25 protein-coding genes are annotated in these 22,604 nt (G+C 71.1%); 6 read left to right on the top strand and 19 right to left on the bottom strand.

Annotated elements, in window-relative coordinates; translation table 11 throughout:
- Window positions 1-96: 96 nt before the first annotated feature.
- A complete protein-coding gene (locus G401_RS46115; RefSeq protein WP_245601751.1) occupies window positions 97-1,239 on the top strand; it encodes a sensor histidine kinase in 1,143 nt (380 codons plus the stop codon).
- Window positions 1,236-1,898, top strand: coding sequence for a response regulator transcription factor (locus tag G401_RS0116315; RefSeq protein ID WP_027343348.1), 663 nt, complete (start codon window positions 1,236-1,238; stop codon window positions 1,896-1,898). Before G401_RS46115 ends, G401_RS0116315 begins: the two co-directional genes overlap by 4 nt.
- A 42-nt stretch (window positions 1,899-1,940) precedes the next feature.
- Here G401_RS0116315 and pheT read toward each other — a convergent pair whose 3' ends face one another.
- Together pheT and pheS are read right to left on the bottom strand one after the other, a co-directional pair.
- A complete protein-coding gene (gene pheT / locus G401_RS0116320; RefSeq protein WP_027343349.1) occupies window positions 1,941-4,427 on the bottom strand; it encodes a phenylalanine--tRNA ligase subunit beta in 2,487 nt (828 codons plus the stop codon).
- A 1-nt stretch (window position 4,428) separates the two neighbouring features.
- Window positions 4,429-5,517, bottom strand: a complete 1,089-nt coding sequence (pheS, locus tag G401_RS0116325; protein ID WP_027343350.1) for a phenylalanine--tRNA ligase subunit alpha — start codon at window positions 5,515-5,517, stop codon at window positions 4,429-4,431.
- Window positions 5,518-5,769: 252 nt separating this feature from the next.
- Between pheS and G401_RS0116330 the strand changes: the two genes are divergently transcribed.
- Both G401_RS0116330 and G401_RS46120 read left to right on the top strand, forming a co-directional pair.
- Complete coding sequence (locus G401_RS0116330) at window positions 5,770-6,207, top strand: MarR family winged helix-turn-helix transcriptional regulator (RefSeq protein ID WP_157545791.1); 438 nt, start codon at window positions 5,770-5,772, stop codon at window positions 6,205-6,207.
- The gene (locus tag G401_RS46120) at window positions 6,204-7,046 is read left to right on the top strand and encodes an alpha/beta fold hydrolase (RefSeq protein WP_034591907.1); all 843 of its coding nucleotides are present in this window, start codon (window positions 6,204-6,206) and stop codon (window positions 7,044-7,046) included. The genes G401_RS0116330 and G401_RS46120 overlap by 4 nt, the downstream gene beginning before the upstream one ends.
- Before the next feature lie 43 nt (window positions 7,047-7,089).
- Here G401_RS46120 and G401_RS0116340 read toward each other — a convergent pair whose 3' ends face one another.
- The 5 genes from G401_RS0116340 to G401_RS0116360 all read right to left on the bottom strand — a co-directional run bounded on the left by G401_RS0116340 (window position 7,090) and on the right by G401_RS0116360 (window position 10,007).
- On the bottom strand, window positions 7,090-7,881 hold the full coding sequence (locus G401_RS0116340) for a TrmH family RNA methyltransferase (RefSeq protein ID WP_027343352.1): 792 nt from the start codon (window positions 7,879-7,881) through the stop codon (window positions 7,090-7,092).
- Window positions 7,882-7,898: 17 nt separating this feature from the next.
- Complete coding sequence (gene rplT / locus G401_RS0116345; RefSeq protein WP_027343353.1) at window positions 7,899-8,267, bottom strand: 50S ribosomal protein L20; 369 nt, start codon at window positions 8,265-8,267, stop codon at window positions 7,899-7,901.
- 35 nt (window positions 8,268-8,302) lie between these two features.
- Window positions 8,303-8,497: a 50S ribosomal protein L35 gene (rpmI, locus tag G401_RS0116350; protein WP_027343354.1), complete on the bottom strand. Its 195-nt coding sequence runs from the start codon at window positions 8,495-8,497 to the stop codon at window positions 8,303-8,305.
- A gap of 53 nt (window positions 8,498-8,550) precedes the next feature.
- Window positions 8,551-9,144 carry a translation initiation factor IF-3 gene (gene infC, locus G401_RS46125; protein ID WP_034591908.1) on the bottom strand — a complete coding sequence of 198 codons (594 nt, stop codon included), beginning with the start codon at window positions 9,142-9,144 and terminating at the stop codon, window positions 8,551-8,553.
- Between the two features lie 386 nt (window positions 9,145-9,530).
- On the bottom strand, window positions 9,531-10,007 hold the full coding sequence (locus G401_RS0116360) for a PH domain-containing protein (protein ID WP_027343355.1): 477 nt from the start codon (window positions 10,005-10,007) through the stop codon (window positions 9,531-9,533).
- 75 nt (window positions 10,008-10,082) lie between these two features.
- Between G401_RS0116360 and G401_RS46130 the strand changes: the two genes are divergently transcribed.
- Window positions 10,083-10,493, top strand: a complete 411-nt coding sequence (locus G401_RS46130; protein ID WP_084557259.1) for a YidB family protein — start codon at window positions 10,083-10,085, stop codon at window positions 10,491-10,493.
- Window positions 10,494-10,496: 3 nt separating this feature from the next.
- Here G401_RS46130 and G401_RS0116370 read toward each other — a convergent pair whose 3' ends face one another.
- The 4 genes from G401_RS0116370 to G401_RS0116385 form a co-directional block, all read right to left on the bottom strand.
- A complete protein-coding gene (locus G401_RS0116370) occupies window positions 10,497-11,876 on the bottom strand; it encodes a hypothetical protein (protein ID WP_157545793.1) in 1,380 nt (459 codons plus the stop codon).
- Between the two features lie 82 nt (window positions 11,877-11,958).
- Window positions 11,959-12,717 (bottom strand): SH3 domain-containing protein, encoded by a 759-nt coding sequence (locus G401_RS0116375; RefSeq protein ID WP_157545795.1) that lies wholly within the window; start codon window positions 12,715-12,717, stop codon window positions 11,959-11,961.
- A gap of 270 nt (window positions 12,718-12,987) precedes the next feature.
- Window positions 12,988-13,836, bottom strand: coding sequence for an ATP phosphoribosyltransferase (hisG, locus tag G401_RS0116380; RefSeq protein WP_027343358.1), 849 nt, complete (start codon window positions 13,834-13,836; stop codon window positions 12,988-12,990).
- Between the two features lie 49 nt (window positions 13,837-13,885).
- Window positions 13,886-14,149: a phosphoribosyl-ATP diphosphatase gene (locus G401_RS0116385; RefSeq protein ID WP_027343359.1), complete on the bottom strand. Its 264-nt coding sequence runs from the start codon at window positions 14,147-14,149 to the stop codon at window positions 13,886-13,888.
- A gap of 90 nt (window positions 14,150-14,239) precedes the next feature.
- Here G401_RS0116385 and G401_RS0116390 point away from each other — a divergent pair, with 90 nt between their 5' ends.
- A complete protein-coding gene (locus G401_RS0116390) occupies window positions 14,240-14,887 on the top strand; it encodes an MBL fold metallo-hydrolase (protein WP_027343360.1) in 648 nt (215 codons plus the stop codon).
- Here the strand turns inward: G401_RS0116390 and G401_RS0116395 are convergent.
- The 8 genes from G401_RS0116395 to rpe form a co-directional block, all read right to left on the bottom strand.
- Window positions 14,884-15,855 carry an alpha/beta fold hydrolase gene (locus tag G401_RS0116395; RefSeq protein WP_027343361.1) on the bottom strand — a complete coding sequence of 324 codons (972 nt, stop codon included), beginning with the start codon at window positions 15,853-15,855 and terminating at the stop codon, window positions 14,884-14,886. The two genes, G401_RS0116390 and G401_RS0116395, sit on opposite strands and share 4 nt — an antisense overlap.
- A 74-nt stretch (window positions 15,856-15,929) precedes the next feature.
- A complete protein-coding gene (locus G401_RS0116400; RefSeq protein ID WP_169734198.1) occupies window positions 15,930-16,697 on the bottom strand; it encodes a Gmad2 immunoglobulin-like domain-containing protein in 768 nt (255 codons plus the stop codon).
- Window positions 16,698-17,252: 555 nt separating this feature from the next.
- On the bottom strand, window positions 17,253-17,729 hold the full coding sequence (gene ribH / locus G401_RS0116405; RefSeq protein WP_027343363.1) for a 6,7-dimethyl-8-ribityllumazine synthase: 477 nt from the start codon (window positions 17,727-17,729) through the stop codon (window positions 17,253-17,255).
- A 3-nt stretch (window positions 17,730-17,732) separates the two neighbouring features.
- On the bottom strand, window positions 17,733-18,953 hold the full coding sequence (locus tag G401_RS0116410; protein ID WP_027343364.1) for a bifunctional 3,4-dihydroxy-2-butanone-4-phosphate synthase/GTP cyclohydrolase II: 1,221 nt from the start codon (window positions 18,951-18,953) through the stop codon (window positions 17,733-17,735).
- The gene (locus G401_RS0116415; RefSeq protein WP_027343365.1) at window positions 18,950-19,567 is read right to left on the bottom strand and encodes a riboflavin synthase; all 618 of its coding nucleotides are present in this window, start codon (window positions 19,565-19,567) and stop codon (window positions 18,950-18,952) included. Before G401_RS0116415 ends, G401_RS0116410 begins: the two co-directional genes overlap by 4 nt.
- 2 nt (window positions 19,568-19,569) lie before the next feature.
- Window positions 19,570-20,634 carry a bifunctional diaminohydroxyphosphoribosylaminopyrimidine deaminase/5-amino-6-(5-phosphoribosylamino)uracil reductase RibD gene (ribD, locus tag G401_RS0116420; protein ID WP_027343366.1) on the bottom strand — a complete coding sequence of 355 codons (1,065 nt, stop codon included), beginning with the start codon at window positions 20,632-20,634 and terminating at the stop codon, window positions 19,570-19,572.
- A gap of 73 nt (window positions 20,635-20,707) precedes the next feature.
- Window positions 20,708-21,751 carry a response regulator gene (locus G401_RS46135; protein WP_084557260.1) on the bottom strand — a complete coding sequence of 348 codons (1,044 nt, stop codon included), beginning with the start codon at window positions 21,749-21,751 and terminating at the stop codon, window positions 20,708-20,710.
- Between the two features lie 165 nt (window positions 21,752-21,916).
- Entirely contained in the window at window positions 21,917-22,573 is a 657-nt protein-coding gene (gene rpe / locus G401_RS0116430) for a ribulose-phosphate 3-epimerase (protein WP_027343367.1), read from the bottom strand.
- Window positions 22,574-22,604 lie beyond the last annotated feature (31 nt).

Below are 22,604 nucleotides of genomic sequence, written 5' to 3' on the forward strand. Positions count from 1 at the left end.
CGGTGTCGTGCCGTACCGCGGTCGCGGTATCACGCGTACTCCCGCCCGCGGACGACGACCACCACGGCGCCGCACTATCTTGAGGCCGTGCGGTGGATGACAGGCGTCGTGGCACGGACGGACGCGATGCTCGCGGCGGCGGTGCTCGCGGCGACCGTCGGGTTCGCCGTGCTGCCGCCGCGCGGGCACGCGCTGACCCTCGGGGAGGGCGCGGCGATCGTGGTCGCCTGCGCCGCCCTGCTCGGTCGCCGCCACCGGCCGGCCTGGTCCTTCGCGGTGAGCGCGGTCGCGGCGGAGGCCTTCCTGGCGCAGTACGACGAGCACCAGGCGGTCGTGCTCTTCGCGGCGCCGCTGCTGGCCCTGTACGCCGCCGCCGACGCCCGCGACCGGCGCGGGCACCTGATCGGCGCCGGGGTGGCCGGCGTCTTCCTGGCCGTCCTGCACCTGATCCTGCGGCCGAGCTCGGTCGTCGGCGCGGGCACGCTGACGCTCGTGGCGCTCGGCGCGGTGGCGATGGCGATGGGCGACGCGGCCCGCAACCGGCGCGCGTACCTGGCCGAGGTCGAGGCCCGGGCCCGGCGGGCCGAGGAGGAACGCGACGCGGAGGCCGCCCGGCTGCTGACCGACGAGCGGCTGCGGATCGCCCGCGACCTGCACGACGTGCTCGGCCACCAGCTCGCGGTGATCAACGTGCAGTCCGCCGTCGCGGCGCACACGCTGAGCAGCGATCCCTGCCAGGCACTCGACGCCCTGCGGCACGTACGCACGGCGAGCCGGGTCGCGCTCGGCGAACTCCGGGACACGGTCGGGCTGCTGCGCGCGCCCGGGGAGAACCCGGCCCCGCTGGAGCCGACCGTCGGCCTCGCCGGTCTCGAAGCCCTGTACGCAACCTTCCGCCAGTCCGGTCTGGGCATCGCGCTGCACGAGACCGGCGAGCCCGTACCGCTGCCGGCCGCGGTGGACGTGACGGCGTACCGGGTGGTGCAGGAGTCGCTGACGAACGTGTGCCGGCACGCGGGGCGGACGGCGGTGGCGGTCACGCTCGAATACCGGCCGGGGCGGCTGGACATCCTCGTCGCCAACGAGCCCGGGCCCGTTGCGCCGCCGGCCGCCGACGGCCCGGGTCACGGCCTCACCGGCATGCGCGAGCGGGTCGCCGCCCTCGGCGGAACACTCGCCGCCGGTCCCCGCGCGGGTGGCGGCTTCCTCGTCGCGGCGGCCCTGCCGGTGACACCGTGAACACGGCCGTGCGGATCCTGCTGGCCGACGATCAGCCGCTGGTACGCGGCGGTTTCCGGGTGTTCATCGACGCCGCGCCGGACATGGCGGTCGTCGCCGAGGCGGCCACCGGGCGCGGCGCGATCGAGCAGGCCCGCCTACATCGGCCGGACGTCGTGCTCATGGACATCCGGATGCCGGACCTGGACGGGCTGGCCGCCACCGCCACGATCACCGGGGAGCTGCCCGGCGTACGGGTGCTGATCCTGACGACCTTCGAGATCGACGAGTACGTCTTCCAGGGCCTGCGCGCCGGGGCGAGCGGCTTCCTCGGCAAGGGCGCCGAACCCGGGGAACTGCTGGCGGCCATCCGCACGATCCATCGAGGTGACGCGCTGCTGTCGGCGGCGGCCACGCGTACGCTGATCGCCCGGTTCCTGGCCGCGCCCGAGCCGGCCTATCCGGCGGGACTGCTGGACGCGCTCACCGAGCGGGAGCGCGAGGTGCTGGAACTCGTGGCCGCCGGCCTGTCCAATGACGACATCGCCGCCCGGCTCGTGGTCAGCCCGCACACCGTGAAGACCCACGTGAACCGGTCGATGACCAAGCTCGGGGCGCACGACCGCGCCCAGCTGGTGATCGTCGCGTACGAGTCCGGGCTGGTCCGGCCGGCCCGGTGACGCGCCGCCGACCCGGGGCCGGCGGCGCGTCCACGAAACCGCTCAGGCCCCGCGCAGGGTCGCGCCGAAGCGCCCGGCGGCCACGGCCACCGCGGCGTCCCGGGCGGCGACCGCCTCGTCCACCGTCAGCGTCCGGTCACTCGCCCGGAACACCAGCGCGTACGCGAGCGACTTGTGCCCGTCCTCGACGCCCTTGCCGGTGTACACGTCGAAGAGGCGTACCGCTTCGAGCAGGTCGCCCGCACCCTCGCGGAGGGCCGCCTCGACTTCGGCGGACGGCGTACCGTCCGGGACGACGAGGGCGACGTCGATGAGGGCGGCCGGGAAGTTGAACAGCACCGGCGGCGGGGTGACCCCCGGCAGCGGGACGGCGTCCAGATCGAGCTCCAGCGCGCACGTACGCTTCGGCAGATCCTGTCCGGCGCAGACGGCCGGGTGCAGCTCACCCGCGTACCCGATGACGGTGCCGTCGACCGCGACGGCGGCGCACCGGCCGGGGTGGAACGGGGCCCGCTCCCCCGCGGCGACGGTGACCCGCGTGGCGGCGAGGCCGGCGGCGGCGAGGATGTCGCGCGCGGCCTGGATCGCGTCGGACCAGTCGGCCGGGCGACCCGCGCCCCAGCGGCCGGCCGGCTCCAGCGGCGAGCCCGCGAGGACCGCGGCGACGTGCCACGGCTGGACCGGGACGTAGCGCTGGGCCAGCGTCCAGTCCTCCTCGGCCGGACGGCGGTCGACGCCCATCCGCGGCGGCGTGCCGCTCTCCGGCGCGGGCAGGAAGACCAGGCCCTGCTCGAAGAGGGCGACGTCGCGGTTGCCCCGGCCGACGTTGCGCCGCAGCGTGCCGAGCAGACCCGGCAGCAGCGACGTACGCATGTAGGGCTCTTCCTCCGACAGGGGGTTGGCCAGCCGCACCGCCTGGGTCGGCAGGCCGAGTGCCGACAGCACCCCGGCCGACACGAACGGGCTGGTCAGCGCCTCGACGTAGCCCTGCTCGGCGAGCGCCCGGCCGACCGACCGCTTGCGGCGCTGGCTCGGGGTGAGCCCGTTGCCGGGCGGCGCGATCGGCAGCGTGCTCGGTACGCGGTCGAACCCGCCCTGCCGCACGACCTCCTCGACGAGGTCGGCGCCCTGGACGAGGTCGGGCCGCCAGCTCGGCGGCGTCACGTCGAGCCGGTCGTCGTACTGCGCGACGAAGCAGCCGACCTTGGTCAGCAGGTCCGTCACCTGGTCGGCCGAGTAGTCCACGCCGATGAGGCGGGACGGCAGGCCGGGGTTCATCGTGATGTGCCGGGCCTCGGGCCGGTGGTCGATGTCGAGGATCTCGTCGCCGGGCCGGCCGCCGCCGTGCTCCTCCAGCAGCCGGACCGCGCGCTCGACGGCGACGAGGCAGAGCTCCCGGTCGACGCCGCGCTCCCAGCGCTTGGCCGCCTCCGAGAACAGCTTGTGCCGCCGCGCCGTACGCCCGACCATCACCGGGTCCCAGTGCGCCGCCTCGAACAGCACGGTCGTGGTGTCGTCGACGACCTCGCTGGTCTGCCCGCCCATGACGGCGGCCAGCGAGATGGGCCCGGACTCGTCGCAGATCACCATGTCCTCGGCGACCAGCTTGCGCTTCACACCGTCCAGAGTGGTCAGCTGCTCGCCGTCGCGGGCCCGGCGTACCACGAGGGCGCCGGAGATCCGGTCGGCGTCGAACGCGTGCATCGGCTGCCCGAGTTCCAGCATCACGTAGTTGGTGATGTCGACCGGCAGGCCGAGCGTACGGATGCCGGCCGTGGTGAGGCGCCGCTGCATGAAGTCCGGCGTCGCGGCCTTCGGGTCGACGTCGCGGACGAGCCGCGCCGCGAAACGGTCGCAGCCGACCGGGTCCTCGACGGTGAGCGGCCAGGCGGGCTCGGCCGTCTTCCCCGGCGCCGGGGCCAGGCCCGGGTCGGTGAACGCGACGCCGAACGCCTGGGCCAGCTCGCGGGCGAGGCCGCGCACCGACATCTGGTAGCCGCGGTCGGGCGTGATCGTGACCTCGACGATGACGTCGTCCAGGCCGACGATCGGCCGGGCGTCGACGCCCGGCACCGCTTTGACCACCGTGGGGTCGAGCACGATGATGCCGTCGTGCTCGTCGGACAGCCCCAGCTCCCGCGACGAGCAGATCATGCCGGCCGACATGTGGCCGTACGTCTTGCGCGCCCCGATCTGGAAACCGCCCGGCAGTTCGCCGCCGGGCAGGATGACCACGACGAGGTCGCTCTCGGCGAAGTTGGTCGCCCCACAGACGATCTCCTGCGGCGCCCCGCTGCCGTTGGCCTGGCCGACGTCCACGGTGCAGAACCGGATCGGCTTCTTGAAGCCCGGCAGCTCCTCGATCGTCAGCACCTTGCCGACCACGAGCGAACCCTTCACCGTCGCCCGCTGGTCGACGATGTGCTCGACCTCGATGCCGAGGTTGTTCAGCGCCGCGTCCAGTTCCTCGGCCGTGACCGAGTCGGGCAGGGCGGCGTACTCACGCAGCCACGACAGACCCACCCGCATCTCAGTGCACCTCCATGCCGAACGCGCGGGTGAACCGCACATCGCCTTCCATCATCTCGCGCATGTCGGCGAGCCCGTTGCGGAACATGAGCGTACGTTCGATCCCCATCCCGAACGCGAAACCGGAGTAGACCTCCGGGTCGATGCCGCAGGCCCGCAGCACGTTCGGGTTCACCATGCCGCAGCCGCCCCACTCCACCCATTGCGGACCGTCGCGGTGCTCGGCGAACCACACGTCGAACTCCGCCGACGGCTCGGTGAACGGGAAGTAGTGCGGGCGCCAGCGCGTACGCGCGTCCGGCCCGAACATCTGCCGCGCGAAATGGTCCAGCGTGCCCTTCAGGTGGGCCATCGTGATGCCCTTGTCGACCACGAGCCCCTCGACCTGGTGGAACACCGGGGAGTGCGTCGCGTCCAACTCGTCGGTCCGGTACACCTTGCCCGGCACGACCACGTAGATCGGGGGCTTGCGGCTCAGCATCGTGCGCGCCTGGACGGGGCTGGTGTGCGTACGCAGCACCAGACCGGACTCGGTCGCCTGCGCCTGGTCCTGGCCCGCGACCCAGAACGTGTCCATGAGCCCGCGCGCCGGATGATCCGGGGAGATGTTGAGCGCGTCGAAGTTCGCCCACTCCAACTCGACCTCGGGCCCCTCGGCGACCTCGTAACCCATGCCCACGAACATGTCCGCGACCCGCTCCATGAGCGTCGTCAGCGGATGCCGCGCCCCCCGCGGCCGCCGGTCACCCGGCAGCGTCACGTCCACGCGCTCCTCGACGAGCACGCGCGACGCCCGCTCCTCCTCCAGCACGGCCAGCCGCGCGTCGTACGCGGCCTGAATCGCCGTCCGCGCGGCGTTCACGCGCTGCCCGGCGTCGGACTTCGCGGCCGGCGGCAGCGCGCCGATCTCCCGCCGCGCCAGCGACACCGTCGACCGGTCGCCGAGATGCTGCGGCTTCAGCGCGACCAGGGCATCCAGGTCGGACGCGCCGGCGAAGGCGGTCTGCGCCTCCGCGGTGGCGGCCTGCAGGGATTCGGGCGAGAGCAAGGCCACCTGCTTCGGGTCGTAGGGATCAGAGCGATATGTCATCAGAACTCCAGTCGCTTGACCCGAACAGTCTAGGTGGGGGCATTTGAAGATCAAATTTAAGGGCAGTCAAGGGCAAGAGCATCTTGTCCCGGGTTCGCCGATCTCACCTCCGCTCCTCCCGCGGGAGACCGCTCGGCCCTGGGGGGCCTACCTGCCAGCCGAGTGGGGCGAAGCATCCATCACCGCGGCATCACCGGGCCGGCTCGGCGGAGACAGACTTGCAAAGCTAAGATAGCATGCTATCTTAGCTAGGTGCCCCACAACCTCAGCTTTGCTCTGCACGTGCTCACCGCCCGTCTGGATCGGATGGGTGACCGGCTTCTGCGAGCTCAGCACGGGATCTCCTACCGCCGCTTCCTGGCGCTGGTCTTCGTCGGCGAACTGGGAGCGTCGACGCAGCGCGCGCTCGCCGACGAGCTCGGCGTGACAGAGCCGTCAGTCAGCCGCATGACCGCGGTCCTGGCCGCCGACGGGTTGCTCAACGTCGAGGCCGACCCCGCCGGGGGCAACCGGCGGCGGCTGAGCCTCACTGACCAGGGCCGGCAACTGGTGACGGCGGTCCGGCGCGACTTCGAGGATCGGCTGGCCGGCCTCGTCGAGCACAGCGGCGTGCCGTATGCGCAGTACGCCGAGCACACCGAACGGCTGCTGAGCACCCTGGACCGCATCGAACAGGAGAAGACTCCATGAGCGCCACCGTCTCCGCCCCAGCGCAGCAGCGCAGCGCAGCCGTTTCCCCTGACGGCACGCGAATCGCCTACCGCACGATGGGCACCGGCCCGGGCCTCATCGTCGTGGGCGGCGCCCTGCGGACCTCCGAGGACTACGTTCCGCTGGCCCGCGCCCTGGCCGACCGATGCACCGTCCACCTCGTCGAGCGACGCGGCCGCGGGGCCAGTGGACCGCAAGGGCCCGGCTATTCGCTGGACCGGGAGGTCGACGACCTGCTCGCCGTCCAGGCGCAGACCGGCGCCCGGCTGGCGTTCGGACACAGTTTCGGCGGCTTCGCCCTCGTGGAAACCGCACTGCGGTCTGCGGTGTTCCACCGCATCGCCCTCTACGAACCGGGGGTGCCGTGCGAGCCGATCGCGACCGGATGGATGGAGCCGTACCGGCAACGGCTGGCGGCCGGAGACCCGTACGGGGCGTTCGCGCACTTCATCCGCGGTTCGAGCGGAGCGCCCGCCGCCGTGGCCAAGATGCCGTACTGGTACCTGCGCCTCGCGATGCAGGTCGGATTCCGCGGCGCGGCCTGGCAGCGCATGCGGCCGCTCCTCGAAGCCAACCTGGCCGAACACGAGCAGATCGCCGCCCGCCGGGGGCACCTCGCGGAGTACGCGGCCATCACCGTCCCGGTGCTGGTGCTTCATGGCAGCCGCACCGCCGCCGCAATCCGGACGCAACTCGATGCCCTAAGCCATACACTCCCGGGCGCCACCTCCGAGACCATGCCAGGCCTAAGCCACTTCGGCCCGGAGGGAAAGACCGCGCCGGCGGTCGCCGAACGCGCCTCGGCGTTCCTGCTCTGACCGGCGCATCACCGCCGGAATCACCCCAGAGCGGACAAAGTCCCTAGAAGGTTTGAGATCTGAGGGCTCGGGCGGAGGCGTAGAGGCAGACTGCGGCGGCGGCGGCCAGGTTGAGGCTTTCGGCGCCGCCGTAGATCGGGACGCGGACCGACTCGTCGGCCGCGTGGAGGACCTCTGCGGGCAGGCCGTGCGCCTCCGACCCGAAGATCCAGGCGGTACGCCCCGACAGCCCCCCGCCGTCCGTCAGCTCGTCCAGGTCGCGCGGCGCGTACCCGCTGGTGGCGAAGGTACGCAGGCCCGCGGAGCGCAGCGACGTGATCAGGTCGGCCGGGTCGGGTACGCGTACCACGTCGAGGTGGAACAGGCTGCCGGCGCTGGAGCGTACACATTTGCCGTTGTAAGGGTCGACGGAGTCGCCGGCGAAGACGACGGTCTGGGCGCCCGCGGCGTCGGCGGTACGCAGGATCGTGCCGGCGTTGCCCGGGTCGCGGGTCTCCCAGACGACGGCGACGAGCCGGGGCTGGTTCGCGAGGGCCTGTTCGAGCGGGATGTCGACGGTGTCGCAGACGGCGACGACGCCCTGGGGCTGGACGGTTTCGCCGAGGGCGGCCATCGCGTCGTCGGTGACGACGGAGGCGCCGGGGTAGTCGGCGGCGCGGTCGGCGGTGGCGAAGATCTCGCGGACCACGCCGGCGGCGAGGGCGGAGGTGACCGCCTGCGGCCCTTCGGCCAGGAAGGTACGCGTCGCGTCGCGGTCCTTGCGCTTCTGCAGCTTGATAGCAGAAACGACCCGGGGAGTCCGCCGTGTGAACGGGGCTTCCCCGGGTCGCTGCATGTGCCTTGTGCCTTGGATCAGGCCTGCGCGGCCGCGACGGCCTTGCGGGCGATCTCGACGAGCGCGGCGAACGCGGCCTCGTCGCGGACGGCCAGGTCGGCCAGGATCTTGCGGTCGACCTCGATCTCGGCCAGCTTCAGGCCCTGGATGAGGCGGTTGTACGTCATGCCGTTGGCGCGGGCCGCGGCGTTGATACGCGTGATCCACAGCTGGCGGAAGTCGCCCTTGCGGTCACGGCGGTCGCGGTACGCGTACTGCATCGAGTGCAGCACCTGCTCCTTGGCCTTGCGGTACAGGCGGGAGCGCTGACCGCGGTAGCCGCTCGCGGTCTCCAGCAGGGTACGGCGCTTCTTCTGGGCGTTGACCGCCCGCTTGACGCGTGCCATCTCGAATTACTCCTTCAGTTCGGGTCTGGCGCGCGTCAGCGGCCGAGCAGGCGGTTGATTCGCGGAACGTCGACCTTGGCAACCACGACGGTGCCCGTCAGGCGGCGCGTAACCTTGGAAGCCTTCTTCTCCAGGTTGTGGCGAAGGCCGGCCTGCTGCTTAACGATCTTGCCGGAACCGGTGACCCGGACCCGCTTGCCCATGCCGGTGTGGCTCTTCATCTTCGGCATAACGAAGTATCTCCCTGTAACTAAACAGTGCTCGTGTGGTCGTACGCGGCCGGTCAGGCCTCGACGACCGCCTCCTGCTCGGGCTCGCCCGCGGCGGCGTCATCCGCCTCGGCCTCGCCCGGCTTCGCCGCGCGCGAAGGTGCGGCGGCCTTGGTGGCGCGGTTGGGTGCGAGCACCATGATCATGTTTCGGCCGTCCTGCTTGGGGGCGGCCTCGACGAAGCCCAGTTCCGAGACCTCTTCCTCAAGCTTGCGCAGCAGCCGGTAGCCCAGCTCGGGCCGGCTCTGCTCGCGGCCGCGGAACATGATGGTCACCTTGACCTTGTCCCCGGCCTTGAGGAATCGCACGACGTGACCCTTCTTGGTCTCGTAGTCGTGCTGGTCGATCTTCGGGCGCAGCTTCATCTCTTTGATGATGGTCTGCTGCTGGTTACGCCGGGCTTCCCTCGCCTTGAGCGCGCTCTCGTACTTGAACTTGCCGAAGTCCATGAGCTTGCAGACGGGCGGGCGGGCCATCGGCGCCACCTCGACCAGATCCAGGTCCACGTCCGCGGCCAGCTGCAGAGCGCGCTCGATCGGAACGATGCCGACCTGCTCACCCTCAGGGCCGACCAGGCGGACTTCCCGTGCCCTGATCTGATCGTTCACGCGTGGCTCGACGCTGATGTGGCCTCCTCAGTTAGTGTCCATGCCGACCTGGGGCGTGCCCAGCGACCCGTTCCGGCGTTCCCCGCGCGAGCGCGTGGTGCACCGTCGGGCCAAAGCAGAAGGCCCCGGCGCATGCCAGGGCCCGCTCGACCGGTCCACGCACGCAGGCGCACGAACCACACTGAGGGTCGCACAGCCTTACGGCCGGCGCTCTCGCCGTGGTGACCGGACCCGGGGCGCTCTGGGGCGTCCGGGTGGGAGCAGGCGCTCCGCTTCGTTCTGCCGTCGCCGCGTCCTGGTGGATACATCTCCGCATCTGGGCGGAGCTACATCCGGATGGAATGCGGCATCAGCAAGGTCGACGAAGAAACTTTACCAGGTCGCCGTTAGGAGTGCGAATCGGACAGGATCTCGGCGCCGTGCGCCGCGCCGTGCAGCTTGCGCAGCCCGCGGACGGCCGCCAGCGCGTACTCCTTGTCGGTCGCCTGCACCGCCAGCACCGCCACGGTGTCGTCGTCCATCATCTCCAGCGTCACCCACGGATGACCCTTGTCGAAGCGTACCGAGCGGACGGCCGACCAGGGCAGGTCGTAGCTGCCGATCACGTTGCGGACCCAGACGCCGTCGGCCGTCGCCTTGACGCGCGGGCGGGCGAACGCGAGCGCGCCCAGCGCCGCGCACACACCGAGGCCGATCATCGCCAGCTGGTCCCCCGGCTGGAAGACCGCCGTGCCCTCACCGGTCGAACCGGTCAGGGCGGTCGCGATGAGGACGAACACCACGAGAATGACCGCCGCCGACACGTACGCGACACGGCGTACCTTGCGGGGGCGTACATCGAGGGTTTCGGGGGAGCCGGTCACGTCTTCATCCTGCCACCAGCGCTTTTGACCGGAAAACCGGGCGCGGACCTGCCCGTTTCGAGAAGAATCCGGCCTATGACCATTGACCTGAGCCAGATCATGAAGCTGCTCAACGACCCGAACGTCCGCCAGATGCTCTCCGGCGTGCTCAGCAAGCTCGGCGGCGCGCAAGGCGGCCAGAACGGCCAGCTCGGCGGCTTGATGGACCAGCTGAACTCGGCCGGCCTCGGACAGCAGGTGCAATCGTGGGTCGGCACCGGCGAGAACCAGCCGGTCACCGGGCAGCAGCTCACCGACGCGCTCGGCGCCGACAATCTCGATCAGGTCGCGCAGCAGGCCGGCATCGCCCCGGACCAGGCCGCGGACCAGCTCGCGCAGGTCCTGCCGCAACTGGTCGACACGGCCACACCCAACGGCCAGATGCCCGGCCCGTCGGACCTCCAGGCCATGCTCGGCCAGCTCATGGGCCAGAAACCGGCTTCCTGACGATCATTTGCGCAGCGTACGCGTCGCCCCGGCGGCGATCGTCGTGGCGAGGACCCAGCCGGCGGCGGACAACGCGTACGCGAGCCACACCGTCCAGCCGACCGCGGCGAACGAGCGCTCCTGTCCGAAGTCCACGATCGGCAGCAGGACGTCGAGGGCGTACACGGGCGGGTGCAGGGCGACGGGCTGGCCGGGCTGGACGGCGACCGGCGGCCAGCGGGTGAACGCCGCGGTGCCGATCGCGGCGAGCACCGCGAACCAGGCCGCCGCCCGGCCCGGCCGGTAGCCGTAGCCGACGGCGACGTCCTGCACGTAGCCCCACCAGCGGGCGAGCCGGCCGGCCGAGTCCCGCCGGTGGCGCTCCCCCGCCAGCAGCACCGTACGCGCCGCCGGCTCCTGGCCGTTCTCGCGCAGGACCCCGGCCAGTTGCGCGTACGCCTGCGGCCGGTGGCCCTGGGGATCCCGGCGCAGCCAGGGCAGGCGGTCGGCCCCGCCGGACAGGGTCCGGTACCGGAAGCCGTCGAGGCTGATCCGCTCGGGCCAGGTCGCCGGGTCGTCGCGCAGGGATTCGACCTCGGCGTGGCGGAGATCGACGGCGGACGGGCCGCGCAGGACGAGTTCCCGGGTCCGGACGTGCCGCAGATCGAGGTCGTCGATGCGGGCGCCGTCGAAGCAGAGCTTGCTGTGGACCCGCGCGTGCGCCAGCGTCACCGTGCCCACGGCGGTGAAGCCGTCGCAGAGATCGCAGATCGCGCCGACGCTGAGGTCGGGCGCGGACAGGGCACGGCCGCCGGGGTGGGCGATCCGGGCGCCGGCGAACCGGATCGAGCCGCCGACGTCGGCGTCGTTCAGCAGCACCGCTCCGGTGGCGGTGAAGCCCTCGCGGCCGAGGATGTCCCGGCCGACGGTCAGCCGCGTACCCGCGATCGCCACGCCGTCCCAGCCCTCGATCCGGGCGCCGTCCAACGCCAGCGTGCCGCCGATCCGGGCGTCGTCGACGCCGACACAGCCGTCGATGTGCGTACCGTGCAGGCGCAGGTCGATGTCGATGACGGTGTTGTACGCCTCCAGGCCCGGCAGCCGGGAGCGGCTGAAGCTCACGTGGCGGAAGCGGCTGTCGTTGATCCGCGGCGTCTCGGCGAACCGGCAGCCGTCGAAGCGCAGCACCCGGTCGACGCCGACGTCGGTGAGGTCCAGCGCGCCGTCGATGTCCGCGCTGCGCAGCCGCAGCCGGGCGGTGGCGGGGTTCGCCCCCTCGTCGAGGACGAGCCGGCGCAGGACGGACGCGCGGACGACCCGGTCCGCCACCGCCGCGAGATCAAGGATCTCTCCCTGTGCGTAGGCGTCCCACACCGCGCGCTCGGTCGTCGACAGCATTTCCATCTCACCAGTGTGGACAGTGCGGACAAGGCGCCGTCCGGCCCCGCTGAGCACGCGGGACCGGACGGCTGGCGGGGGAACAGGATCAGTGGTTGTACTGGAACCAGGGCTGGGTCCAACCGAGGTACGGCTTGCCCCAGGTGTTCTTGATCTCGGCGATCGTGGTCTCCGTGAGCGTCCCGTTGCCGTGGATGTCGTTGGAGACGAACTTGCCGCCGCCGATCGAGATCATCACGTGGCCCGAACCGCCCGAGAAGAACGCGAGGCCGCCGGCCGGAACGTTGGTGTCCCCGGCGTGCTTGTAGGCCGCCGGCACCGCCAGCCAGTGGTTGTACGCCGTCGTCGACCCGCTGGCCGGGAAGCCGTACGCCAGGCCGGCGACGTGGTCGCACAGGTTGTAGTACTCCGAGTGGTACGTGGTCGTCTCGTGGTTGATCGCCCAGGTGACCGCCTGCGAGCAGCTCTTCGGGTCGCCGAGGCCGCTCGTCGAGCACTGGGTGCCGGAGCCGCAGAGCGGCGCCACGAGGTCGTCCGATCCCGTGTAGACGTACGTGTCGGACACGTAGCCGGACGAGATCTTGTCCCAGATGTTGCTGGTGCCGTACTTGCCGGTCACCGTGTCCCCGTACGTCTGGCAGGTGATCGTCACCGTCGCGCCGCTGGCGACGCTGCCGACGACGCTGGAGGACGTGTGCGGGCCGGACCGCACGTTGAGCGCCGCACCGCTGTCGGTGTGGACGGTGCCGGTGGCCGCGAAGGCGGTGCCGGCCCCGAGCGCGACGACCACGGTGGCGAAGGCGCCAATGAGGCCGATCCGCGCGGCGCCGCGACGCATCTTGAACATCGTTTCTCCCCTCGGTCATTGCGAGGGGCACAGAATGGGCGCGGCCGCTCCAGGCTCACTCCAGTTCGCCTATAAACGCAGGTCAATACGCCAAGATCCGGCTTGCATCGACGCTCCCCTTGGCCCGGGGCTCCCGCCCGAACCGAAGATCCCGTTCGGATCAGGGATGGCCACGTAATCTTGGTCCAAGATTCGGGTGAGTTCCCTGATCCGAACGGGATCAAGCGACGGTGCCGCGGGGTCGAGGCGGTGCCGCGGGGTCGAGCGGGGTCAGAGGCGGCAGGCGTGCAGGTCGTAGACCAGGATCGCGCGGGCGCCGATCTCGTAGAGCTCGTCCATGATCCGGTGCACCTCGGACCGCTGGACCATGGCCTGCACGGCGACCCAGCCCTCCCGGTGCAGCGGCGACACCGTCGGCGACTCGATGCCCGGCGTCAGCGCCACCGCGTCCTCGAGCCGGTCCGCACGGCAGTCGTACGCGAGCATCACGTACCGGCGGGCGACCAGGACACCCTGGAGGCGGCGGATCAGCTGGGCGACCGGGCCGGCCGAGGCGTCCTCGCCGGCGCGGTGGATCAGCACCGCCTCCGACACCGTGATCGGGTCGCCGATCGGGACCAGGCCGGCCTGGCGCAGGGTCGCACCGGTGGCCACCACGTCCGCGATCAGGTCGGCGACGCCGAGGCGTACCGCGTTCTCGACCGCGCCGTCCAGCTCGACGACCCGGGCCTTCAGGTCGTGCTCCTCCAGGTAGCGCTCGACCAGCCCCGGGTACGCCGTGGCGATCCGCTTGCCGTCCAGGCCGGACAGGTCGGTCATGGTGCCCGCCGGCGCGGCGAACCGGAAGGTCGCCCCGGCGAAGCCGAGCGGCAGCAGCTGCGCGACCGGCGAACCGCCGTCGATCAGCAGATCCTGGCCGGTCACCCCGAGGTCGAGGTCGCCGGAGCCGACGTAGGTGGCGATGTCGCGGGGGCGCAGGTAGAAGAACTCGATGTCGTTGGCGGTGTCCAGGCAGGCGAGATCACGGTCGTCGGTACGCTGCGCGTACCCGGCCTCGCGGAACATCTCGATGGCGGGTTTGGACAGGGTCCCCTTGTTGGGGATCGCGATGCGGAGCATGTCGGGTGGTGTTCCTCTCAGGGTCGGACCGGGCGGGCGGTGGCGCGACCTAGAGATGTCGGTAGACGTCCTTCAGCGTGATACCGGTGGCGAGCATGAGCACCTGCGCCTGGTAGAGCAGCTGCGAGATCTCCTCGGCGGCCCGTTCGGGCCCCTCGTGCTCCGCCGCCATCCACGACTCGGCCGCCTCCTCGACGACCTTCTTGCCCACGCCGTGCACACCTGCGCGTACCGCGGCAACCGTCCCCGAGGCGGGATCCCCCGCGGCGACCTTGGCCGCCAGTTCCTCGAAGAGCTCCTCGAACGTCTTCACGCCGCCCATTCTGCCCGAGTCTGGAACTCCTTTTCCCACCGCGGTGACGGGTTCCACCCGCTGAGAACCCGGCGGCGTAGGGTTGTGCCCATGGAGTTGATCAAGTTCACGCACGCCTGCGTACGGTTGCACGACGGCGGGCGCTCGCTGCTGCTCGATCCCGGCGTCTGGACCGAACCGGAGGCGTACGAGGGTGTCGAGGACGTGCTGGTGACCCACGAGCACTTCGACCACGTGCACCCGGAGACCCTCGCCGCGGCGGCCCGCAGGAACTCCGCGCTGCGCGTGTGGGCGCCGGATCCGATCGCGTCCGAGCTGCGGGATCTGCTCGGCGACACGGTGACGACCGTCACGACCGGCGACGGGTTCGAGGCGGCCGGGTTCAGCGTCAACGTCGTCGGCGGCGCGCACGCCGAGATCTACGAGGGCCTGCCCGGCTGCGCCAATGTCGGCTACCTCGTCACCGGCTCGACCGGCGGCGCGGTCTACCACCCCGGCGACTCGCTGTTCGTGCCCGAGGCCGACGTCGAGACGCTGCTCGTGCCGGTCTCGGCCCCCTGGTTCAAGCTGTCCGAGGGCCTCGACTTCGCGCGGGCCGTCAAACCCGCGCGGGCGTACCCGATCCACGACCGGATGCTCAGCGAGGACATCGGCCAGCCCGGCGCGGACCGCTGGTTCGAGATGAAGGCGAACACGCAGTACGCCCGCATCCCGGTCGGCGGCAGCGTCGAACTCTAGGCCCCGACGACCTGCCGCAGCAGATCGGCGAACTCCAGCGGGCGCTCGATGTGCGGGCTGTGCCCCACGTTCGCGTACACGACCTCCTCGTAGGGGCCGTAACGGTCGAGCACCTCCCGCGTCTCGGTCACCATCGGCTGCGGCGGGCGGCTCGCGGCACCGGGCCAGCCCGGCACCACACCCAGCTGACCCAGGTACGCGAGATCGAACAGCGACGTGTCGGACACGATCACGTCCTTGTCGCCGCGTACCCAGGTGACGGGCGGCTTCACCGGCAGGGCGGCGAAAGCGTCGGCGATGTCGTGGTTCGCCGGGTCCATCGCGTTGGCGACGCCGCGCGTACCGGCCGCGACGCCGGGCCAGTCCCCGGACGCGACGGAGTCGCCGGGGTAGTTGCCGTCACCGACCACGGTGGACAGAACCGTGTCGAGCAGGAGTTCCTCGTCGTCTCCGAGCGAAGCCGGATCCGCGACGTAACACGTCCGCAGCACCGTACGCGGGCTCGCGGCGTCCTCGCCCCGGTCCCCGGCGGCGAGGCGGGCGACGAAGTCGGCGTTGACGCTGCCCGCGCCGCCGATCCCGAAGCCGCGCGGCGACAGCGGCGACTCCAGCACCAGCGCGGCGACCCGGTCCGGCGCGGCGATCGCGAGATCCATGGCGACCCCGCCGCCCATCGAGTGGCCGACGACGACCGGGCGGGCCGGTTGCGCGTACACGTGGGGAAGGAGAGCGAGCAGATCGGCGCCGAACTCGCCCAGCCCGCAGGTGGCGTCGACGGGGGCCGCGTCGGTCGTGCCGTAACCGCGCAGGTCAGGCGCGACGATCCGCCAGTGCTCGGGCAGGTGCCGCAGGAGCGGCAGCCAGAAGTCTGCCGACGAACAGTTCCCGTGCACCAGAAGCACGGGCGGGCCGTCCAGCGGGCCGCGGACCAGGACGTTCTGCTCGATGCCACCAGCGCGGATCTTCATGGACCCGATGATGACCCCGCGTACGCCTGATCGCTGTGGCGGGGACCGACATAGCGCCGGTCCCCGGGGTGTGCTCAACCCACGGTGAAGCTGTGCGTGTCGACGTGCTGCCTGCTGCCGTCCTTCTGCGACACCTCGTACGCCTCGATGACGTAGCTGCCCGCGTCGAGGTGCAGGGTCAGCGTGGCCTCGCCCTGGTCCGGGGCGCCCTTGTCCAGGTGGACCACGTCGTGCTTGACGACCTGCGCACCGGAGAGCACGTCGTAGTTGATCGTGGCTTCGAAGACGATCCCGGCCAGATGGATCCGCACGTCCCCGCCGACCTGGTCACCTTCCTGCGGCGAGATCACCCACACCGGGTACAGCGTGTCGACGGCACTCGCCCGGGTCAGCAGCGGGCCGTCCTTGAGCTGGACCTTCGGCTTGCCGGTCACCGCGGTGACGGTCCAGGCCAGCTCCTGCAGCGCGATCGGCTCCGGAGTCTCACCGCCGGTGATGTCGACCGTCGTCGTGTCACCGCTGATCGACAGGCCCGCCAGCTGGGAACCCTCCGGCCACAGGCTGTGGTACTCCGGGTCGACGGCGTTCTGGTCCAGCATCTCCGACACGGCGAACGAAGCCTTGTCCTCGGCACCGGTCTTGTCGCTGGAGTGGTACTCGCGGACCAGCTTCTGCGTACCGGCGTCGTCGATGCCGTAATACACCGGAACCGCCCCCTCCGCACCCTGTGTCGCGCTCTGCGACGGGCCCTGTGTCGCCGAGAGGGTGCCGGACTTCGGGGAGCAGGCGGTCGCACCGAGGGCGACGGCGAGGAGGGCGGCGGTGAGCCGGCGGCCAGTCATGACCGGCATTCTCCACCGGCGCGACTTGGGGCGCGCTTCCGGCCTTGAACCACCTTCACGGTTTCGGCCGATTGCGTTCGACCTTTGTCATGATTGTCCGATACGGGCCTCGGGGCAGGTCCGCTCTCATGATCATGTAGCGCTATTCCGGCGATGGGTGCCGCTTGGGCTTGATCATGTAGCGCCATATCGGCGGGCGAGCGTCTTCTCGCCGGAACGGCGTCGGCTGTCGCCCGCGATGCGGGAACGATCTTCCGCCAGGTGAACCATGGCCGCCGATTTCTTGATCGTTTGCGGCTGGGGTGCAATTCCAGCCCGATCTGCATGATCGTTTACGCGTGAGGTGTAGCCAGAGGCGGTCAGCGCGCTCCAGAACCGTAAACGATCATGCAGTGGGCGGCCGTATTCACACCACAGCCGTAAACGATCAACCCCACCGGGCCCACCGACCACCGACCACCGACGGGCGTCCATATCGGACAGTCGCGACGAAGGTCAGACCGGAGCGGCCGCCGGAAAGATGGAACGGCCGTCGGAAAGATGGAAGACGCGCGGTCAGCCGATGTCGCGCAGTGCGACGGCGGCGTCGAGGGCCGCGACCGTCGACGCCCACCCCTTGTCCTCTTTGGACTCCGGCAGCCCCGCCCGCTCCCGCGCCTGCTCCAGCGTGTTCACGGTCAGGACGCCCTGGCCGATCGGCGTGTGCTCGTCGAGCGCGATCCGGGTGAGCCCGTCGGTGACGGACCGGCAGACGTAGTCGAAGTGCGCCGTGTCGCCGCGGATGACGACGCCGAGGGCCACCACCGCGTCGCACGCCCGGGCCAGCGCCTGGGCGACGACGGGGATCTCGACCGACCCGGCGACCCGGGCGACCGTGATGTCCTCGGGCTTGATGCCGCTGGCCAGCGCCGCTTCCCGGGCTCGCGCGAGCATGGTGTCGACGAGTTCGGCGTGCCACCGGGTGGCCACGATGCCGATCGTCAGCCCGGTCGCGTCGACCGTGTGCAGCGCGGGTTCACCGAATCCGGCCATGCTCTAGACCGTCCCTTCGCCCGGAAGTTCCAGCAGGTGACCCATGCGGTCCCGCTTGGTCTGGAGGTAGCGGAGGTTCTCGGGGTGGGCGCGTACCGGCAGCGGTTCGCGGCCGACGACGGCCAGTCCGTAGCCCTCCAGCCCGGCGCGCTTGGCCGGGTTGTTGGTGAGCAGCCGCATCGTGCGTACGCCGAGGTCGTAGAGGATCTGCGCGCCGGTGCCGTAGTCGCGGGCGTCCGCCGGCAGGCCGAGGTCGAGGTTGGCGTCGACCGTGTCGCGGCCGTCGTCCTGCAACTGGTACGCCTGCAGCTTGTGCAGCAGTCCGATGCCCCGGCCCTCGTGACCGCGCATGTAGAGCACGATCCCGCGGCCCTCCTGCGCGACGCGTTCCATGGCGGCGTGCAGCTGGGGTCCGCAGTCGCAGCGCAGGCTGGTGAACACGTCGCCGGTGAGGCATTCCGAGTGCACGCGGACGAGGACGTCGCGGCCGTCGGCGATGTCGCCGTAGACGAGCGCGATGTGCTCGGTGTTGTCGTTGGCGGCGCGGTAGCCGACGGCGGTGAACTCGCCGAACTCGGTGGGCAGCCGGGCCCCCGCGATCCGCTCGACCAGCCGCTCGGTACGCCGCCGGTACTCGATCAGGTCGGCGATGGAGATCAGGGCGAGGCCGTGCTCCTCGGCGAACCGGGTGAGGTCGGGCAGCCGCATCATCGAGCCGTCGTCGTTGACCAGCTCGCAGATCGCCGCGGCGGGCCGCAGTCCGGCGAGGGTCGCGAGGTCGACGGCCGCCTCGGTGTGCCCGGGCCGGCGCAGGACGCCGCCCGACCGGGCGCGCAGCGGCACCACGTGCCCGGGGCGGGACAGGTCGCTGGGCTTGGTGGCCGGGTCGGCGAGCAGCCGGATGGTGTGTGCCCGCTCGGCGGCCGAGATGCCGGTGGTGACGCCCTCGCGGGCGTCGACGGTGACCGTGAAGGCGGTCCCCTTGCGGTCCTGGTTGGTGTGCCACTGCGGCGGCAGGTCGAGCCGGTCCGCCTCTTCCTCGGGCAGCGGCGCGCACACGTAGCCAGAGCTGTAGCGGATGGTGAAGGCGAGCAGTTCCGTGGTCGCGTGCTCGGCCGCGAAGACGAGGTCCCCTTCGTTCTCGCGGTCCTCGTCGTCGACCACGACGACGGCCCGGCCGGCCTTGATCTCGGCGATGGCGGTCTCGATCGTCGACAGGGTCATGCCTGTTCTCCCTTGAGTGCACCGGTCTGCGGCGCCACGAGCTTCTCGACGTACTTCGCCACGATGTCCACCTCGATGTTGACAGCATCGCCGATGCCTTTGCGGCCCAACGTGGTCAGCTCGAGGGTGGTGGGGATGAGGCTCACCGAGAAGGAGGCGTCGCCCACCTCAACGACGGTCAGGGAGATGCCGTCCACGGTGATGGAGCCCTTTTCAACCACATAGCGGGCAAGATCCCTGGGAAGGGTGAAATGTACGGTTTCCCAGAGGTCACCCGGTGTCCGCCCGGTGATGGTCGCGACGCCGTCCACGTGACCCTGCACGATGTGCCCGCCCAGCCGGTCGGAGACCTTCACGGCGCGCTCCAGGTTCACCCGGTCGCCCACCGCCAGGCCGCCCAGCGAGCTGCGGTCGAAGGACTCCTTCATGACCTCGGTGGTGAAGGTGTCGCCGAGGTTCTCGACGACGGTCAGGCAGACGCCGTTGACGGCGATCGAGTCGCCGTGGGCCGCGTCCGCGGTCACCACCGGACCCCGGATGCCCAGCCTCGCCCCCTGACCCTTCCAGGTCAGCTCCACGACCTCGCCCAGCTCTTCCACGATGCCGGTGAACACGGCTAATTCTCCCTCTTCGGCACGGCGGTGATCCGCAGATCGGGTCCTACCCGGTCAACATCCGTCACATCGAGTTCGATCGCCTCGGTGATCGTCCTCACACCCGCCCCCATCAGCGCGGTGGGACCCGCGCCGAGCAGCTTCGGCGCGACATACCCGACGATCTTGTCGACCAGCCCGGCCGCGAGGAACGCTCCGGCCAGCGTCGGGCCGCCTTCCAGCAGGGCGCTGCGTACGCCGCGCTCGTACAGCTGCTCGCTCAGGGCGGTCAGGTCGACCTGGCCGTGCTCGTCGGCGCCCACCTCGGCCGCGGTCGCGATCCAGGTGACGGCGGCGCCGTCGCGTACCTTGGCGGTGGCGGGCGTACGCCCGGAGCTGTCGACCACCACCCGCAGCGGCTGCCGGATCGCGAGACTGCCGTCGCGCAGGTTGCGGGCGGTCAGCCGGGAGTCGTCGGCGATGACCGTGCCGACCCCGACGATGATCGCGTCCACGGTCCCGCGCAGCGCGTGCACGTCCATCCGGGACGCCTCGGACGTGATCCACATGCTTGTACCGTCCGCCGCCGCCGACCGGCCGTCGATCGTCGAGGCGAACTTCCAGATCAGGTAGGGGCGCTGACGGCGGACGGACGCGAGCCACATGATGTTGCCGCGGCTGGCCTCGGCCTCGCGTACGCCGGTGACGACCTGGACGCCGGCCTCGCGCAGCGTGTCCACGCCGCCCCCGGCCGGCCGGGTCGGGTCGATGACGGCGATGACCACGCGGGTGACCCCGGCCCGGATGAGCGCCTGGCTGCACGGCCCGGTACGCCCGGTGTGGTTGCACGGTTCCAGCGTCACGACCGCCGTGCCGCCCTTGGCCCGCTCACCGGCCTGGGCGAGAGCGACGATCTCGGCGTGCGGCCCGCCGGCGTAGGCGTGGAAGCCCTCACCGGCCACGTCGCCCTCGGCGTCCAGGATCACGCAGCCCACCACGGGATTGGGGCTGGTCGTGCCGAGCCCGCGGGCGGCGAGTTCGATCGCCCGGGCCATCGCGGCGTGCTCGGCGGGTGTGGCCTCCGTCATGAAGTCATCTTCGCGTACGCGTTGCGGCCGGGTGAGCCCAGGCGGGTCGCGGCGTCCTAGATCACAAACCGGATCACGAACCGGGAGTGCTGTCGCTGCCGTATTCGCTGACCGCACGCTGCAGCGGGATGCCGTAGGGCGGGGTGAACGGCTCGTCGTCCTCCTCGGCCCGGCGGCGGTCGATCGCCACGAAGGAGCCCGGCTGCGTCTTCGCGACCGACTTCATCTCGGACGCGGCGGCGATCACCTCCCGGGGATCGGTGAACACCCGCGAGGTCGACAGCGCGACGCCGATCGAGAGCGTGACCAGGTTGGCCCGCTGCACGTTGCCCCGCCGGTCGGTGATCTCCAGATAGCCCCGGGCCGCCGCGACCGGGTCGTACAGTTCGTCGGCCGCCGACTCGAACAGCTCGACCGCGCGGGTGGTGACCGGGCGTACCTGCTCGGGGGTGAGCACGAGGACGAAGTCGTCGCCGCCGACGTGGCCGACGAACACGGGCGGCAGGCCGGCCTCGACGACGGCGCGGTGGCAGGCCCGGGCCAGCGCGGTGATGAAATCGTCGCCCCGGCCGAACCCGTACGCGTCGTTGACCGCCTTGAACCGGTCCACGTCGATGTAGCAGACGGCGTAGTCGACGCCGCTGTGGACGCGGTCGTTGATCTCCCGCAGGATGCGGGTGTTGCCGGGCAGTCCGGTCAGCGGCGAGACCTCGCGGTACTCCTGGTTGCGCCGCAGCGTGGAGCGTACGCGGGCGACCAGTTCGAGGGTGTCGAACGGTTTGACGAGGTAGTCGTCGGCCCCTGCCGACAACCCGAGCACCTTGTCTGCGGTCATCGCGCGGGCGGTCAGCATGATGATCGGCAGCGCCGCGGTCATCGGGTCGGCCCGCAGCCGCCGGGTCAGGCCGAGGCCGTCCATCCGCGGCATGGTCAGGTCCACGATGGCCAGATCGGGCCGGCGGGTCTCGATCACCTCCAGGGCCGCCTCGCCGTCGCACGCGGTCATCACGTCGAAGCCGTGCAGCCGGAGGTTGACCTCGACGAACCGCACGATGTCACGGTCGTCGTCGACGACCAGAATGACCTCCGCGCTGCCGTCCTGACCCGGATAGCTCACCCAGCCGACCCCAACCGTCTGAAAGCGCCAGTCACCAGATACCGACCCGGAAACCCGAGAAGGTTCGAAGTTTACGACAGGTACTCACATACGTACTCTCGGCTGATCGTCTGGAGTCGGATCTCGGACAGTCCCTTGCGAACTTGGTCGATCCGGACCCCTACCTCACCGGGTGGCGAGGGCCCGCAGGCGGCGACAGGCCTCGGCCGGATCGGCGGCACCGTAGACCGCCGTGCCCGCCACGAACGCGTCCGCGCCGGCGGTCGCGGCCGCCTCGATCGTGTCGTCCGCGATGCCGCCGTCGACCTCGATGCGTACCTGGAGGTGGCCGGCGTTCACGTGCTGCCGGGCGGTACGCACCTTCGCGAGCATCTCCGGCATGAACCGCTGGCCGCCGAAGCCCGCCTTGATCGTCATGATCAGCAGCGTGTCGAAGTGCGGCAGCAGCTCCAGGTACGGCTCGACGGGCGTGTCCCGGTCGATCGCGAGCCCGGCCAGCGCACCGGCGGACCGGAGGGTCTTGGCCAGCCCGACCGGGTCGGCCGCCGCCTCGGCATGGAAGGTCACGTTGTACGCGCCGGCCTCGGCGTACCCGGGCGCCCAGCGGTCGGGCGCCTCGATCATCAGGTGGACGTCGAACGGGAGGTCCGTCGCGCCGCGCAGGCTGCGCACCACGGGCAGGCCGATCGTGAGATTCGGCACGAAGTGGTTGTCCATGACATCGACGTGCAGCCAGTCGGCGGAGCCGTGCACGGCCGCCGCGGCGTCCGCGAGGCGGGAGAAGTCGGCGGCGAGCAGACTGGGGGCGATGATCGGCGTCACGCGCTCAGCCTAACCGCCGGACGGCGGCAGC

The sequence above is a fragment of the Hamadaea tsunoensis DSM 44101 genome (assembly GCF_000428945.1).
Classification (GTDB): Bacteria; Actinomycetota; Actinomycetes; order Mycobacteriales; family Micromonosporaceae; genus Hamadaea; species Hamadaea tsunoensis.

Bases quoted from the DNA above. Each gene is read 5' to 3' on its own strand.
- G401_RS46115 (WP_245601751.1), top strand. From the start codon at position 97: ATGACAGGCGTCGTGGCACGGACGGACGCGATGCTCGCGGCGGCGGTG.
- pheT (WP_027343349.1), bottom strand. From the start codon at position 4,427: ATGCGGGTGGGTCTGTCGTGGCTGCGTGAGTACGCCGCCCTGCCCGAC.
- pheS (WP_027343350.1), bottom strand. From the start codon at position 5,517: ATGACATATCGCTCTGATCCCTACGACCCGAAGCAGGTGGCCTTGCTC.
- G401_RS46120 (WP_034591907.1), top strand. From the start codon at position 6,204: ATGAGCGCCACCGTCTCCGCCCCAGCGCAGCAGCGCAGCGCAGCCGTT.
- G401_RS0116340 (WP_027343352.1), bottom strand. From the start codon at position 7,881: ATGCAGCGACCCGGGGAAGCCCCGTTCACACGGCGGACTCCCCGGGTC.
- rplT (WP_027343353.1), bottom strand. From the start codon at position 8,267: ATGGCACGCGTCAAGCGGGCGGTCAACGCCCAGAAGAAGCGCCGTACC.
- rpmI (WP_027343354.1), bottom strand. From the start codon at position 8,497: ATGCCGAAGATGAAGAGCCACACCGGCATGGGCAAGCGGGTCCGGGTC.
- G401_RS46130 (WP_084557259.1), top strand. From the start codon at position 10,083: ATGACCATTGACCTGAGCCAGATCATGAAGCTGCTCAACGACCCGAAC.
- G401_RS0116370 (WP_157545793.1), bottom strand. From the start codon at position 11,876: ATGGAAATGCTGTCGACGACCGAGCGCGCGGTGTGGGACGCCTACGCA.
- G401_RS0116375 (WP_157545795.1), bottom strand. From the start codon at position 12,717: ATGTTCAAGATGCGTCGCGGCGCCGCGCGGATCGGCCTCATTGGCGCC.
- hisG (WP_027343358.1), bottom strand. From the start codon at position 13,836: ATGCTCCGCATCGCGATCCCCAACAAGGGGACCCTGTCCAAACCCGCC.
- G401_RS0116390 (WP_027343360.1), top strand. From the start codon at position 14,240: ATGGAGTTGATCAAGTTCACGCACGCCTGCGTACGGTTGCACGACGGC.
- G401_RS0116395 (WP_027343361.1), bottom strand. From the start codon at position 15,855: ATGAAGATCCGCGCTGGTGGCATCGAGCAGAACGTCCTGGTCCGCGGC.
- G401_RS0116400 (WP_169734198.1), bottom strand. From the start codon at position 16,697: ATGACTGGCCGCCGGCTCACCGCCGCCCTCCTCGCCGTCGCCCTCGGT.
- ribH (WP_027343363.1), bottom strand. From the start codon at position 17,729: ATGGCCGGATTCGGTGAACCCGCGCTGCACACGGTCGACGCGACCGGG.
- G401_RS0116410 (WP_027343364.1), bottom strand. From the start codon at position 18,953: ATGACCCTGTCGACGATCGAGACCGCCATCGCCGAGATCAAGGCCGGC.
- ribD (WP_027343366.1), bottom strand. From the start codon at position 20,634: ATGACGGAGGCCACACCCGCCGAGCACGCCGCGATGGCCCGGGCGATC.